This window comes from Psychrobacter aquaticus CMS 56, from assembly GCF_000471625.1.
Taxonomy (GTDB): Bacteria; Pseudomonadota; Gammaproteobacteria; order Pseudomonadales; family Moraxellaceae; genus Psychrobacter; species Psychrobacter aquaticus.
In genome coordinates this window covers 129,672-144,617 of the sequence record NZ_AUSW01000035.1, presented here as the reverse complement: position 1 = coordinate 144,617, position 14,946 = coordinate 129,672, and the positions used below count along the sequence as shown (strand labels likewise).

The 14,946-nt window shown below is 44.5% G+C and carries 11 protein-coding genes; 2 read left to right on the top strand and 9 right to left on the bottom strand.

Annotation, left to right across the window (positions count from 1 at the left end):
- Positions 1-48: 48 nt before the first annotated feature.
- From M917_RS12380 to M917_RS12350, 7 genes are all read right to left on the bottom strand, one after another.
- Positions 49-1,317, bottom strand: coding sequence for an enoyl-CoA hydratase/isomerase family protein (locus tag M917_RS12380; protein WP_021815205.1), 1,269 nt, complete (start codon positions 1,315-1,317; stop codon positions 49-51).
- 51 nt (positions 1,318-1,368) lie between these two features.
- Positions 1,369-2,151 (bottom strand): enoyl-CoA hydratase, encoded by a 783-nt coding sequence (locus tag M917_RS12375; RefSeq protein WP_021815204.1) that lies wholly within the window; start codon positions 2,149-2,151, stop codon positions 1,369-1,371.
- A 72-nt stretch (positions 2,152-2,223) separates the two neighbouring features.
- A complete protein-coding gene (locus tag M917_RS12370) occupies positions 2,224-3,384 on the bottom strand; it encodes an acyl-CoA dehydrogenase family protein (RefSeq protein ID WP_021815203.1) in 1,161 nt (386 codons plus the stop codon).
- Between the two features lie 268 nt (positions 3,385-3,652).
- Complete coding sequence (locus M917_RS12365) at positions 3,653-5,137, bottom strand: CoA-acylating methylmalonate-semialdehyde dehydrogenase (protein ID WP_021815202.1); 1,485 nt, start codon at positions 5,135-5,137, stop codon at positions 3,653-3,655.
- A gap of 442 nt (positions 5,138-5,579) precedes the next feature.
- Positions 5,580-7,598 (bottom strand): propionate--CoA ligase, encoded by a 2,019-nt coding sequence (locus tag M917_RS12360; RefSeq protein WP_021815201.1) that lies wholly within the window; start codon positions 7,596-7,598, stop codon positions 5,580-5,582.
- 218 nt (positions 7,599-7,816) lie between these two features.
- The gene (locus M917_RS12355; RefSeq protein ID WP_021815200.1) at positions 7,817-9,487 is read right to left on the bottom strand and encodes a fatty acid--CoA ligase; all 1,671 of its coding nucleotides are present in this window, start codon (positions 9,485-9,487) and stop codon (positions 7,817-7,819) included.
- A 161-nt stretch (positions 9,488-9,648) separates the two neighbouring features.
- On the bottom strand, positions 9,649-10,794 hold the full coding sequence (locus tag M917_RS12350) for an MFS transporter (protein ID WP_051354288.1): 1,146 nt from the start codon (positions 10,792-10,794) through the stop codon (positions 9,649-9,651).
- Between the two features lie 466 nt (positions 10,795-11,260).
- On the opposite strand from M917_RS12350, the gene M917_RS12345 reads away from it, so the two are divergent.
- Positions 11,261-12,007, top strand: coding sequence for a hypothetical protein (locus tag M917_RS12345; RefSeq protein ID WP_021815198.1), 747 nt, complete (start codon positions 11,261-11,263; stop codon positions 12,005-12,007).
- A gap of 122 nt (positions 12,008-12,129) precedes the next feature.
- Positions 12,130-12,876, top strand: a complete 747-nt coding sequence (locus tag M917_RS12340; protein ID WP_021815197.1) for a hypothetical protein — start codon at positions 12,130-12,132, stop codon at positions 12,874-12,876.
- Positions 12,877-12,957: 81 nt separating this feature from the next.
- Here M917_RS12340 and M917_RS12335 read toward each other — a convergent pair whose 3' ends face one another.
- Together M917_RS12335 and M917_RS12330 are read right to left on the bottom strand one after the other, a co-directional pair.
- Positions 12,958-13,470: an Rrf2 family transcriptional regulator gene (locus tag M917_RS12335; protein ID WP_021815196.1), complete on the bottom strand. Its 513-nt coding sequence runs from the start codon at positions 13,468-13,470 to the stop codon at positions 12,958-12,960.
- 193 nt (positions 13,471-13,663) lie between these two features.
- Positions 13,664-14,917: an NnrS family protein gene (locus M917_RS12330; RefSeq protein WP_021815195.1), complete on the bottom strand. Its 1,254-nt coding sequence runs from the start codon at positions 14,915-14,917 to the stop codon at positions 13,664-13,666.
- Positions 14,918-14,946: the final 29 nt, after the last annotated feature.

Here is a 14,946-nt window from a genome sequence, read left to right as displayed (position 1 = left end):
TATTTCTAAGTTTCATTTAATATTTATTTGAATTAGCAAATCAAATCTTTAACGTACCAGCTGATTACCCAAGGAATTATTACTCAACCAATCATCCAATGGATGTTCACCTTGCGGGTAAGGATTCACAAAATGCTGTTGGATATATGCTTGGCCTTCTACGCTCAAACACTCCGATAAAGAACGCGACCACTGTGGACTGCGGTCTTTATCAATCAGTAGCGCACGCACGCCTTCTTTAAAGTCAGGATTGGCGGCACAATGCACGGCTACATTTGTCTCTAAATACAGTACTTGTTCTATCGATAAATCAGTGACCTTATGATAAAGCGCATAAGTCAACGCTGCGGTAACAGGACAGCCATGACGATAAGTTGCCACCGCTCGCTGTGTCCAGCTATCCTCAGCAAAGGCTGTATCTAACTGTGCCAATGCGTCATCACTTTGTAATAACGCATCAATGTCACTCAAGCCGCCACTATTCATCAGCTGTGCGATAGGTTGCCAGTAGGTAGCGAGTTTGCTGGCTGGCAATTCAGCCATTGGCTGAGCAGCAAGTACGCGGCTGACGATACTGTGAGCACTATTATCATGAAATTTGTCTGCATTATCGGCGTTAACCACTCCTTGCCAATTACTCTGTTTTAAGCGCTGGATAATGCCGTCATAATCACTACTGGCAACGGCATATTCTGCAAGGTTGACTAATAGCGCGTCCTTACCATTACACATCGCCCCCGTCAGCCCCAAAAACAACCCTGTCTTGGCTGGCATCCGCTGTAAAAACCAACTACCAGAAGCATCAGGAAACAGTCCAATAGTTACCTCCGGCATAGCAAACCTTGTGCGCTCAGTGACCAAACGATGACTGCACCCTGCCATGAGTCCCATACCGCCGCCCATGATAATGCCATCACCCCAAAGAATAAGTGGCTTAGGATAAAAATGCATCTGCCGATAGAGACGATACTCATGGCTAAAAAACTCTGTCGCATAAGGGTTCGGTAATGGCGCAGTCGTCGACATGCTGTCATAGAGCTTGCGGATATCACCGCCAGCACAAAATGCCTTATCCCCGGCTCCTTTTAAGACCAATGCCACTATCTGATTGTCGTCTTGCCACTGCTCTAGCTGCGCTGATAACAATTGACACATCTCAACGCTCAAGGCGTTCAAAGATTTAGGCGTATTTAACGTCATTATTCCGATTAGATGGCCGCACTCTGTCGGCTCAGTATCGAATAGTACAGGCGACTCTATCGCTAGAGCTTTTTGATTATTACTATCATGCGTCGCTGTCACATCTGTTTTTATCATATAAAGCACCTACAAAAATTAGAAAAGTACGTTCGTTCAGTCTGATTCATTTCATTTATTTTGCCAATTGGGTTGACGTTTCTTCAAAAATGCTTGAACGCCTTCACGCTGATCTTTCGTATCGAACAACTTAACAAAGGCTTCACGCTCATGAATAAGGTTTTGCGCTGGCGGGTTGTCTCTAGCAGCTTGAATAAGTTTTTTAGAGTAACTGACGGCGACTGGTGATTGTTTGGCAACCTTTTGTGCTAGAGCATGGGCAGCGGAGAGACCTTCACCTTTGTCCGTAACCTCTTCGACCAAGCCAATACGTAGTGCGGTATCAGCATCAACGCGCTCGCCACACAATATCATTCGCTTCGCCCAGCCTTCGCCAACGAGCCAAGGTAAGTTTTGTGTACCGCCCGCACATGGCAATAAGCCCACACCTGTCTCAGGCAATGCCATTTGCGCATGCGCTTCGGCGATACGAATATCACAGGCCAGCGCACATTCAAGCCCGCCGCCCATCGCATAACCGTTGATGACTGCAATACTAACACCGCGGTATGCGGACAATGCTTCAAAAGCTTCACCAAAGGCGATTGCCATGCTGATGGCCTGACCTTTATCGCCTTCTGCAAAATTATTGAGATCCGCACCTGCTGAAAAGAATTTTTCACCCTCACCATGAATAATTAAGGCATAAACATCATCTTTTGCATTTAGGTCAGTGACGAGCTGTTTGAGTGCCTTTAGACTGTCCATTGTCCACGTATGCGCTGGTGGATTGTTCAGGGTTATGATAGCGGTGTGATCGTTAATCGATAATTTAAGATTGGTATACTCTGTCATAGAACATCCTTGTTTTAGTATGGCTACATATATGATGCTTGGCTGGTGAATACGTTACTTTTCCAATTAGCATTAGCGTAATTGGCTTAGCGCATCGTCCTGTAATAGTTGACGCGAAACAATCACTCGCATGATTTCATTGGTGCCTTCTAAAATCTGATGCACACGCAAATCTCGCACGTGGCGCTCAAGTGGATACTCATTCAGATAACCGTAGCCGCCATGCAACTGCAACGCTTCATTTGCAACATCGAAGCAAAGATCCGTTGATAAACGTTTTGCCATGGCGCAATAAGTGGACGCTTGTGAATCATTATTGTCGACTTTATCAGCAGCTAAATAAAGCATTTGCCGTGCAGCTATCGTTTGCGTAAGCATATCCGCAAGTTTAAACTGCACGGATTGTAAGCTGGCAATTGGACTGCCAAATTGACTGCGCTCTTGCACATAATTGGTCGCCGTCTCCAGCGCTGACTGCGCTGTACCAACGGCACAAATGCCAATGTTAATACGGCCGCCATCTAAGCCTTTCATCGCGATACGAAAGCCCTGACCTTCCTCGCCTATCAGATTGTCTACGGGTACTTTTACATCCTTAAAGCTAATCGTTCGCGTTGGCTGTGCTTTCCAGCCCATTTTGTGCTCATTTTTACCATATTCGATACCAGCGCTATTGGCATCAACGACAAACGCTGACACGCCTTTTGGCCCTGCACCGCCCGTTCTTGCCATCACCACCAATACATCTGTCGAGCCTGCACCTGATATAAAGGTTTTTTCGCCATTGAGTACATAATAGTCGCCCTGCTTGTCTGCTTTGGTACGCAAAGAGGCAGCATCAGAACCAGCGTTTGGTTCTGTCAAACAATAACTGCCAAGCCATTCACCGCTGACCATATTCGGCAAATACTGCTGACACAAGGCATCGCTACCATATTCACCAATCATCCAGCCAGCCATATTGTGAATGCTCATATAAGCGGCAACGGATGTGTCACCCCATGCCAGCTCCTCAAAAACCATGGCAGAATCCAAGCGTGGCAGTCCCAAACCATCATATTCTGGGTTGGTATAAAGCCCTAAAAACCCAAGCTCGCCTGACTTTTTGATGACATCAACTGGGAAATGTGAGGTGCGATCCCATTCTGCGGCGTTTGGCTTAAGCTCTTTTTGGGCAAACTGTCGGGCAGTTTGGCGAAAAGCGATCTGGTCATCGGTCAATGAAAAATCCATGAGATCATCCTTGTGCGTACATAAAAAAATATGGTCGATAAAATTTGATGAGTCGTTGTTTCTTTATCATTATCTGAAAGGTTGGCGTCAGCAAAACTAACGCCATACCGCAAATATAGTTGATACCAAATAAAATGGATACACGACATTATGCTCCGAGACTGGCACAAATTTTTCTGCCTTGCTGTGCCTACGCAGATTACGAAAAATGTATCCCAGACCCGTTATACCTCTTTTATATTGACCTAACTATACAGTAGATCAATAATTAAATTGAAATAGTGGTATTCACACCGCGGCTCGCTTCATCATCGAACCAGCGCGCAGTAACAGTCTTGGTTTGAGTATAGAACTGTACGGCTTGCTTGCCATAAGGACCAAGAGCGCCAAGCTTACTCGCACGTGAGCCTGAGAATGAGAACATCGGTAGTGGCACAGGAATCGGCAAATTGATACCGATTTGACCGACCTGAATGTCTTGTTGGAATTTGTGTGCCGCTGCTCCCGATTGAGTAAAGATTGCCGTGCCATTGCCATGTGGATTGGCATTGAGCAGCTCTATCGCCTCATCCAAGCTCGCAGCACGCATGATGCAAAGCACAGGGCCAAATATTTCTTCTTTATAAATTTGCATGTCGCTTGTAACGTTATCAAAAATCGTGGGCCCAACGAAATTGCCTTTTTCAAACCCTTCTACAGTAATACCACGACCATCCAGTATCAAGCTTGCCCCTTCCTCTACACCCGTACCAATCAAATGCTCAACCCGAGCTTTGGCAGCTGGAGAAATCAGTGGGCCTAAGTCTTTATCATTTTTGCCTGCTGATACTACCAAGTTTTCTGCTTTGGCTTTGATGTCATCAATCCATTCCCCTGCGGCACCAACCAGCACCACGACTGACAATGCCATACAGCGTTGACCAGCGGCACCAAATGCAGCGCCTGCCAACTGATTGAGCGTTTGCTCTTTATTGGCATCCGGTAGGATCACACCATGGTTTTTGGCGCCCATCATACACTGGGCACGTTTGCCTGATTTGCTAGCGCGTTCATAGACATGATGACCAACAGCAGTAGAACCGACAAATGATACGGCCTTGATATCGGGATGATCGCAAATAGCATCGACGGTTGCTTTACCACCATGCACGACGTTTAGCACGCCTTCAGGAACGCCCGCTTCTACTGCCAGCTCTACCAAACGCATGGTGACCATTGGATCTTGTTCAGAAGGTTTTAAAATAAAGGTGTTACCCGTCGCGATGGCCATCGGGAACATCCATAGAGGAATCATCGCTGGGAAGTTAAAGGGTGTGATGCCCGCACAAACGCCCAATGGCTGCCAGATACTATAAGTATCAACACCAGATGCGACATTTTCAACAAAGTCGCCAATCTGTAAATTGGCGATACCTGCAGCATGCTCCACCACTTCTAAACCACGGAAGACATCACCGCGCGCATCGGCAATGGTTTTGCCTTGTTCGGCGGTTAAAATTTCTGCCAGCTCATCCATATGCTCACGAATCAGCTCCTGATATTTTAAAAAGATACGGGCACGAGTAGTAATGGGCGTTTTACGCCACGTCTGAAAAGCTGTTTGGGCGGCAGCGACCGCTTGATTGATTTCATCATTGGTGGTTTGCGGGACTTTTGCAATGATTTCTTGAGTTGCTGGATCGGTGATATCAATCCACTCATCTGTCTTTGATTGAGTAAACTGACCATTGATAAGCTGCTGAACGTGATGCATAAGATATCCTTATCTTGTTTGCGAGACTACCGTTTTTTTTGAGGTTTTTGACTGTTTAAAGAAATTTATGAGTTATAAATTTTTATAAAAACCATCAATTTAAAATGATTTATTTTGTATCGTTATTGACTATAACAATAAAACAATTTTAGGGTCAAGCGCTTTATCGAATTTTTATTTATGGGTTAAATAATCAGGTGAATTGTAGCAAAGTGCAAAAATAAAAAAGCTCATGATGTTTCATGAGCTTATCGTTTATAGTCGGTGAAAAATAATATCGATACAAAACATACTGCTGGTGCAAATTTTTCTTGCTTGCTGTGCCTTCGCAGCTCGATGCTACAAAAAATTTACACCAGCGATACTGTAGCGACTTTAAAGTATTTCAACTACAGCATTGGCTGTGTATAACAATAACAATCATGCCTGACTGACTTGCGTTTTAATAATCCTTCATAGACTGCTTAATGGCATCAATCGCTGCTGGATTGTCAAGCGTCGACATATCGCCTGTGGCTTTATCTTCTGCCAATGCTCGAATCGCTCGGCGCAGGATTTTACCTGAACGGGTCTTTGGCAGTGCTTGCGGGAAATAAATGGCAGCTGGTCGTGCAATACCGCCCAATGATTTCACAACAGCCCCAATCACTTGCTGCTCAATGCGAAAGCGATTCTCAGTGGTCGCAACTTGCTCCTGATCTCTTAACACACAAAAGGCAATGGGCAATTCACCTTTTAATTCATCTTGGATGCCCACCACAGCACACTCTGCCATCTCCGGATGCGTACTAATGGCCTCTTCGATCTCTTGTGTGCCTATTCGATGACCAGCAACGTTAATCACATCATCGGTACGTCCCAAGATATAGAAATAACCCTCTTCATCTGTGACCGCGTAGTCTGAAGTAGAATACTGCTGACCATCAAACAGACCAAAATAACTACTGACAAAGCGTTCATCGTTACGCCATACTGTGGTGAGACAACCCGGTGGCAGAGGCGCTTTGATGGCGAGCAAGCCTTTTTCACCAGCTGCACAAGGTTTACCTGTTTCCTCATTTATAACATGCGCATCGTAGCCGTACATCGGATAGCCCGGCGATCCTTGTTTGTGCGGTTTATGGTCGAATTTGGGCGTATTGCTCAAAATTGGCCAACCAGACTCTGTTTGCCAATAATGATCTAAAATAGGAACGCCTAAATGCTTAGTCAACCAATTGGCCGTTGACTCATCCAGTGGCTCACCTGCCAAAAAGAATGATTTAACGCTTGATACATCATAGCGCGTCATCCACGTCTCATCTTGTTTTTTGAGCATACGCACACCGGTGGGCGCAGTAAATAAAATATTAACCTTGTTGGCCTCGACAATGCGCCACCAGATGCCCGGATTTGGACGATGTGGCAAGCCTTCATACATGACACTGGTCATGCCAGCAAGCAATGGCGCGTAAATAGTGTAAGAGTGCCCTACTGCCCAGCCGATGTCTGATATTGCCCAAAAAGTTTCGCCCGCTTTGCCATCATAGATATAATCCATCGACGTGGTGAGCGCGACGGCATGACCGCCTGTATCACGCTGTACGCCTTTTGGTGTACCTGTCGTCCCAGAGGTATAGAGCAAATATGATGGCGTATTGGACTCGAGCCAAACAGGCTCTACCACGGCATTGGCTTCACAGCTACGGCGGCGTTCCGTGGCATAATCCACATCGATGTCTTGTGGTTTGAAAGGTAATACCCCGCGGTTTACAACGAGCACATGCTCAGGTTTTATGTTTGCTTGCTCAACCCCTTGATTGACCAAGTTTTTATAATTGATGACCTTACCACCGCGCAAACCTGCATCTACCGTAATGACCATTTTTGCTTCGGCATCATCCATGCGAATAGCTAAGTTGTGTGCAGCAAACCCGCCAAACACCACCGAATGAACTGCGCCAATACGAGCACAGGCCAGCATCGCATAAGCGGCTTCCAGAATCATCGGCATATAAATAATGACGCGATCGCCCTTCTCAATACCGTGTCGCTGTAACACATCGGCAAAATAATTTACTTCTTTGTATAAATCGTTGTAAGTCAGGCGACGCTTGGTGTAGTCCGTATAAAACTCAACGCTATTGCCCAAGTCTTTGAAAGCGTCAGTAATCCCCGGAAAGGTTTCGATCAATTCTTGATTAATCTCGGACGATAGCCAGATAAATGCATCTTGCTCTGCGCGTTCCTTTAAGTGGCGATCCACACAGTTATAGCAAAGATTGGTCTCGCCGCCGACGAACCATTTGGCAAAAGGCAAACGACTGTCATCAAGGATTTTTTCAGGCGCTTTATGCCAATAGATACGTTTTGCTTGCTCTGCCCAAAACTGCTCACGATTATTGATTGAATCATGATAGATATCAGCAAACGTTTGAATAGAAGCTTGGTCAGTGATTGGATGGGTGGCTTGTTCGCTCATAGTGGCTGTCCTTAGCGTAAACGATGGTGATGCGATACGATTGTATCAGATAACAATATAGTCCAAGATTGGCTATCCCTGCCAGAACTAAAAAAACCGATACATAATGTATCGGTTTAAAATGTAGCAGAGCGCACGATAAAGGTCAACTACTAAGCAGGTGATTAGCCACTCATTTCGACTGATCTAGCATTTTGTTAGTTGGCAATCTGACGCAACTACACTTCTGTTTGATCGGCATACATCTCACGCATGACTTTTTTGTCATGCTTGCCTACCGACGTTTTTGGTAACTCATCAACAAACTTAAACTGACTTGGTACGGCATACTCAGGAATGATGCCACGCTCGACTGCTTTTTCGGCAATGGCTTTGATATCCTCAATATTGGTGTCTTGGCAAGCCGGCTTGAGGACGATTAGTGCCAATGGACGTTCGCCCCACTGTTTATCACGAACACCAATTACTGATACATCAGCCACTGCTGGATGCAGTGATAAAATTGTCTCGATCTCCAACGATGAAATCCATTCGCCACCTGACTTGATCACATCCTTTAAACGATCCGTAATTCTAATATAACCGTCAGGACGTATATAGGCGATGTCTTGAGTATGCATATAGCCATTTTCCCACAACTCTTTACCTGCATCATCATTCTTCAAATAGCTTTGGGTCAACCAAGGGGCACGTAGAACCAGCTCGCCAGTGTTTTCTTTACCCTTGCCCACTGATTGATTGTTTTCGCCCCATACCTGCGCATCTACCATCAGCACAGGCTTGCCTGTCATACAGCGACGGGCAATGTCTTCACCCTCTGTCATTTCAGGTTCATTCAGACTAAATTCTGTCAAGCTAATAAGCGGCGCTGTCTCTGACATACCATAGCCTGTATAAACCTCGATACCTTGTGCCATTGCTGTTTTTGCCAAACCTTCTGTCAATCGTGAACCACCGATGATCATTTTTAGACCATTAAAACTGGCGTCACGATCTTGTGCTTCTTTAAGTACCATCTGTAAGATCGTAGGCACACAATGAGTGATACTCACTTTTTCATTGATAATCAAATCCATCAAGGCATCAGGCGCATAGCGTCCCGGATAGACCTGCTTTAGACCTACCATAGTGGCAGTAAATGGAAAACCCCACGCATGTACGTGGAACATCGGCGTCATCGGCATATAGACATCGCCATAACTGACGCCTTGTTTATTGGGCAACATGCCAAGCGTGGCCGCTTCTGCTAAGCTGTGCAATACCAATTGGCGATGACTAAAGAACACACCCTTTGGATCACCCGTTGTGCCTGAGGTATAAAAGGTGGTAGCAATGGTATTTTCGTCAAAATCTGGGAAATCAAACTCGCTATCGGCGGCTTCTAGCAATGCTTCATACTCACCTGTCACCCGGTTTTGATTGCCGCCGAACACACCTTCAAACGTCACGCCATTGTCATCTAGCCAAATAATATGCTCAATACTGGAGTTTTCAAACTGATAATCTTTGACCAAGGGCGCAAACTCAGAGTTGAGCAACAGCACTTTTGGCTTAGCATGGTTGATGGTGTAAAGGATTTTTTCTGGGGACAAACGGATATTCACGGTTTGCAGGATGTACTCTGACATCGGTATGGCAAAGTAAGACTCGAGGTAGCGATGACTGTCCCAATCCATCACTGCGACTATATCGCCAGCGTCAAGATTCAGATCCGCTAAAACATTGGCTAGACGATTGATCCGGTTAAATAAGTCTTTATAAGTAAAGCGCTTTTTGTCTGCATAAACGATTTCTTGATCTTGCGATACCGTCTTGGCTCGGCTCAACAACTGCTTTACCAATAATGGATAATCGTAAGCAGAAGGCGCGCTTTGATAAATATTTGACATAAATGTGACTTCCTTGTTGTCAGGTATGTAGGTAAATTATAAATAGTAGCGTAAAAGGCATTCTCTTTTACTGATAGTAAGAAAAAACCGATGCTATGTAAAGCGAGCTTACATAAGTATCGTAGGCTTCATGGTTTCATAAATTTTTTGCAAAAAGCAAATTAAGCGGTACGTGATTTTGTTTTAATCATACCAAAACTGGCCACGAGCAACGCCAATACTTGAACAAACAATAGCAACCAGACGGTGAGCGACCACTGCCCGCGCGCATAAGTTATGCCGCATAGCCACGCGCCCAAAGTTCCTCCCGCGTAATACCCCATATAATATAATCCAGACGCCAGTGATCGTCCTTTTTTGACATTGACAGCAATATAACTGATGGTGGCAGCTTGGGTGATAAAGACACCCGACGACATAATCGCCAGTCCAACAATAACGCCCCATAATGGTGTCACTAAGGTCAATAATACACCAAACATTGACACCATCACTGCGACTCGAACCGTCCGTGCCGATCCAAATCGGCGCAACAACGTGGTCGATAATGGTGTGATAATCACGCCAATCAGATAAACGGCAAAAATATTGGCAAGCGCACCCGTACTCAAATTGTATGGCGATTTAGCAAGATGCAAATTGATAAAGGTAAAACAACCGACTAGCGAGAATAAAACACAGGCGCCAAGCAGACAGGCTGTCACGACATAGCGGTTGGTCAAATGCTCACCCAATGTCTGTACCGCTGAGCGAAAGTTTGGATTGGCTTCAAAACAGCGCGACGTTGGTAGCATCTTCCATGCCCATAATGCACCTACAAGTGTCAGCATTGCCATTAAATAGTAGCCAAGCCGCCAACCGATAAGCTCATGTAAATGTCCAAGTAAAAAACGTCCCAAAAAGCCACCAAGCACATTGCCTGAGACATAAAATGACATCAGCTCAGTGAGTGCTCTTCCTTTAAACTCCTCACCAATATAAGCAATGGTCACGACCGTGATACCAGGAACAGATAAACCTTGCATAAACCGGAAAAATCCCAACCAACCTATGCTAGGACTTTGAGCAATCAACGCGGTGGGTATTGCTAAGAATAATAACGCGCCAACTATAAAGGATTTGCGCCCGACCGCATCGGAGAGCATGCCCAAAAACGGTGACATGAGGGCAATCGCCATCACTGTTGCCCCAACAACCATACCTACTTGCACCTCAGTAGCAGAAAAATCTGCCATCAGTACAGGTAGCACGGCTTGGATAGAGTACACTTGCAAAAAAGCAAACATACCAATCAAACCAATGGTCAATTTCAATACCCATGAGGGTGAATCAAATGACGGATGATACGCAGAAACCGATGGCGTCTCTGTGTGGGGAGCTTGGCTCTTTTTATTTATATGATTATTCAAAATAATACTGACTATATTGGAGCCATTTAGCAAAGGCTATAGGCGTAGGTGATAGAAATAAAACGAGAATACCTGAACTGATAGTCACAATAGAATTAGTCGTTCATGGTGAAGCAATATGTACTTTACATTATCATACCGAATAATAGACTCAGGTTTCAGTGTATGGTTCGTTTTTTTATTCATGTCTTATTCATACGTTTACTTAACAAATTTTTTCTACTTTTACACATCTACAGTGCTTCTATCTTTTTTATTACAGACTTTGTGCCCTCAAAAAACCATACTCGTAAGGCGTTATATTTTAATAAACAAGATTAACGACTAGAATAAATTTAAAAATCAGCGTTAAGGGGCGATGTTAATGACCGATGAGATTTATGATTTAGGCAAAGGATTTTGGAGTATACGAGGTTCATTTATTAAAAATGGCATACTCGATATAGGCGTTCAATCTGCGCTGATAAAACTGGCTTCAGGACGATTTGTTTTCTTAGACAGTTATACGTTGACAGGTGATGTTCGTCAGCAAGTCATGAATTTGACCAACGATGGTCACGATGTCGAAGCCATCTTAAACGTCCATCCTTTTCATACTGTTCATTGCGCGCAAATGGCGCAGGATTTTCCGCAAGCGACCTTCTATGGTAGCAGTCGCCATCATGAGCAAGTACCAAGCGTGAGCTGGGCAAATGATTTGGTCGAAAGCGATGCCGTCGCAGAGCGCTATGCTGAACTTGATTTCTCTCTTCCTAAAGGTATTTACTACATCTCGCCCAATGACGCCGTCCATGCCAGCTCTTTATTGGTTTATCATGCCGCTAGCCAAAGTATCTATATTGATGACACTTTTGAGATTCCACCTTCTAAGCTATTCAATGCGTTACAACCAAGTTTGGGTTTGCATCCGACAACCAAGCAAGCCCTCAGAAATGAGCCAAACGCTGGCAAGCAGTATTGCGATTGGGCCACAGATCTGGCGCATAAATGGCGTAATGCTCAATATTTTTGCGGCGCGCACTCTGGCTTGGTAGAGTTTGGCGAAGGCAGATTTAAGACAGCGCTACTGTCTGCCATTGACGTCGCTCGTTCTGAGCTTCAGTCGTCATAAGCTGCTGCGACAATGATCTAAATAAGACAAGCATTCAGTAGCATTCATTTCAAAAAGCTACTTACAGTCTACGCTACTTTCTATCACTCATTCTTTTAAAAATCACATAAGGAGAAATATTAATGTCCGATAAAATACATGATTTAGGGGCAGGATTTTGGAACATACGTGGCTCGTTTCGCATTGGCGGGGTTTTAAATATTGGCACCCAATGCTCACTCATTCAACTTGAATCAGGGCGCTTTATATTTTTAGACAGTTATGCCCTAACGGGTGATGTTCGCGATGAAGTAATGGCGCTGACCAATAATGGGCAAACGGTCGAAGCGGTGCTTAATGTCCATCCCTTCCATACCATACACTGTGAGGAAATGGCGAAAGATTTTCCACAAGCGACCTTTTATGGCAGTAGCCGCCATCATAAAAAAGTGCCTAAAGTACAATGGGCCGATGACTTGGTCGAAAGTGAGGCGGTGGCTCAGCGCTACCCTGAGCTTAATTTCTCCATATCAAAAGGCATCTACTATATCTCACCCAATGAGATGATTCATGCCGGCTCCTTATTGGCCTATCATCCTGCTAGCAAAAGCCTGCATGTGGATGATACTTTTATGAGTCCGCCGATGAAATTATTAGAAGTGGTATTACCAGAGCTGATACTACATCCTACCACCAAAAAAGCGCTAATAGACGAACCCGATGCTGGCAAGCAGTACTGCGACTGGGCGACCAATCTGGCACACGAATGGCGTGACGTTCGTAATTTCTGTGCAGCGCACTCATATCTGGTTAACTTCAGAGAAGGTGAGTTCGAAAAAGCATTATTGAAGGCAATTGCTAAAGCCCGTCCAAAATTAGAAAGTGCTTAATGAGCGACCTATTTTAAAACTGTAGAAATACAAAAAAGGGCTGCCAAAATGGTCGCCCTTCTTTATGATCAGCAAACTATATTATGAGCGAAATAGGAATGTCGCTAGCTCATCCTCATTGGTAATGACATCCGCCAATGTATAGCGCTCTAGAACATTAACAAATGCCGTTAACGCTTCAAAAAACACCCCTTTGAGTTGGCAGACGGGACTAATGACACAGCCTATAGATTTATCCACTTCTTCATCGATAAGAGTGATGGGTAAGCCTGTCGAGCGAGGATGTCGATCACCACTATTCACTGGTGTCGCAAAACACTCTACCAAATCAAAATCAGGCTCTATTTGTTTGATCAATACGCCTAAATTGATGTCTTTAGGTGCGCGAGCCAACCGAATACCGCCATTCTTACCGCGCACACTCTCTATATAACCGAGCTGACCCAATTGATGAATAATCTTAGTCAAATGACTTTTAGAAATACCATAGCTATGGGCAATATCGCTGATATTTGCCAATATTGATGGCTCAGGCTTTACTGCTAAATAAATCAATGAGCGCAGTGCATAATCACTATAATTGGTCAATCGCATTTGCCACTACTCCTACTTACTTTAATTAATAGTCCGGTCAATATAAAAGAGAGTCAGCAGGACTGATACAAATTTTTTGCAGCCTCTGTCTGCGCACACAGCAAGCAAGAAAAATTTGTATCAGCCCCACCCTAGTATTGACTAGATCATGACTGCTCTATTTTTCACCTCACTTTGGCGGTAAAGCTTATTATTAACCAAACAAACCATCAGGTCTTGGACGTGCCAGCATTGGTAAATAACTGATGCAAAACAGCACGAAGCACGCAATCCATGCACCTTGAGCCACCATAATCCATAATAAGTAATGATCTATATCAACGAGTGGTAACAGTACACGACTAATAAACACCAGTACCATCAAACCATACATCACATTCACCATTTTAGAGGGCTGATGAATACTACGCCCTGTATGGCCAAGAGATACGCGGGTCATCATTGCCACCGTCATCATACCAACACCTGCAATCGCCAACCCATGCATCGCAATACTGTGAGCGTATCCCAACCACGGCTGCAATGCGTACAACACAAAACTCAAGCACATACCCAAAAACGCGATATATAGCGACCAAAGCAATGGCTTTTGCCAAATACCGCGATGATACCATCCTATTAGACGTATGAGGTTGACCAATGCCACCCCAAGTGCCGTAATAGTGAGCAAGTATTTGTTAGGATAAAATAAATCAACGATAAAAAATGCCAAAAAGAACAATAAACTTGCGATATCTTGCGTCTTACTATTGCGTAGGATTACATCTTCTTGGTCGCCTTGGCTATTCACCACGCTAAGCCCACGCTCAATAAAGAATGGCACCACGCGCCGACCAATGGTCAGAACCAAACCAATAATCAAATAAAAGCCCAAATATATCCCGATTTTGGTCATAGTCATATCTGCATTAATAATGCCCCAATAACAAAGGCCATTGCCCAAGGTCAGTAACGCAAGCTTCGCCAAAATGCCCATCTGCTTGTATTGCTTAACTTGTAATACCGCCCGAAAGATTACAAAAGCCATCCAGCCGATAAACAACAAATCAAAAACGGCGCCAATGTACAACCACGACAGGCTACTACCCGCGATAGTCATACCAAGCCCAACAGCCATCCAGCTCAATCGTGCCAACAACCAACAACTAAAAATACCCAGCAGTTTATAGCCATGCGGCATCATCACTCCTGTCCAAGTTTTTACCGCTGTCAATAAGAATCCTGCGATCACCGCCAATGCATACCCATATACCATCTCATGACCGTGCCAATAGAGCGGATTTAGCACCTGTGCATCAATATCTGTATGACCCGTAAATACAAACGCCCAAAGCAACATCGTTACTATAGCAAATAACCCCGCAGCACTAAAAAATATACGAAAACTCAAATTAAAAATAGGATGCGGTGACGTTGCTGGCTTGCTGGGTAAATTGATAGAGTGCATAGTGGTCTTCTTAGGGAACTATTAATAAA

Coding starts and splice junctions, on each gene's coding strand:
- M917_RS12380 (WP_021815205.1), bottom strand. CDS start 1,317: ATGATAAAAACAGATGTGACAGCGACGCATGATAGTAATAATCAAAAA.
- M917_RS12375 (WP_021815204.1), bottom strand. CDS start 2,151: ATGACAGAGTATACCAATCTTAAATTATCGATTAACGATCACACCGCT.
- M917_RS12370 (WP_021815203.1), bottom strand. CDS start 3,384: ATGGATTTTTCATTGACCGATGACCAGATCGCTTTTCGCCAAACTGCC.
- M917_RS12365 (WP_021815202.1), bottom strand. CDS start 5,137: ATGCATCACGTTCAGCAGCTTATCAATGGTCAGTTTACTCAATCAAAG.
- M917_RS12360 (WP_021815201.1), bottom strand. CDS start 7,598: ATGAGCGAACAAGCCACCCATCCAATCACTGACCAAGCTTCTATTCAA.
- M917_RS12355 (WP_021815200.1), bottom strand. CDS start 9,487: ATGTCAAATATTTATCAAAGCGCGCCTTCTGCTTACGATTATCCATTA.
- M917_RS12345 (WP_021815198.1), top strand. CDS start 11,261: ATGACCGATGAGATTTATGATTTAGGCAAAGGATTTTGGAGTATACGA.
- M917_RS12340 (WP_021815197.1), top strand. CDS start 12,130: ATGTCCGATAAAATACATGATTTAGGGGCAGGATTTTGGAACATACGT.
- M917_RS12335 (WP_021815196.1), bottom strand. CDS start 13,470: ATGCGATTGACCAATTATAGTGATTATGCACTGCGCTCATTGATTTAT.
- M917_RS12330 (WP_021815195.1), bottom strand. CDS start 14,917: ATGCACTCTATCAATTTACCCAGCAAGCCAGCAACGTCACCGCATCCT.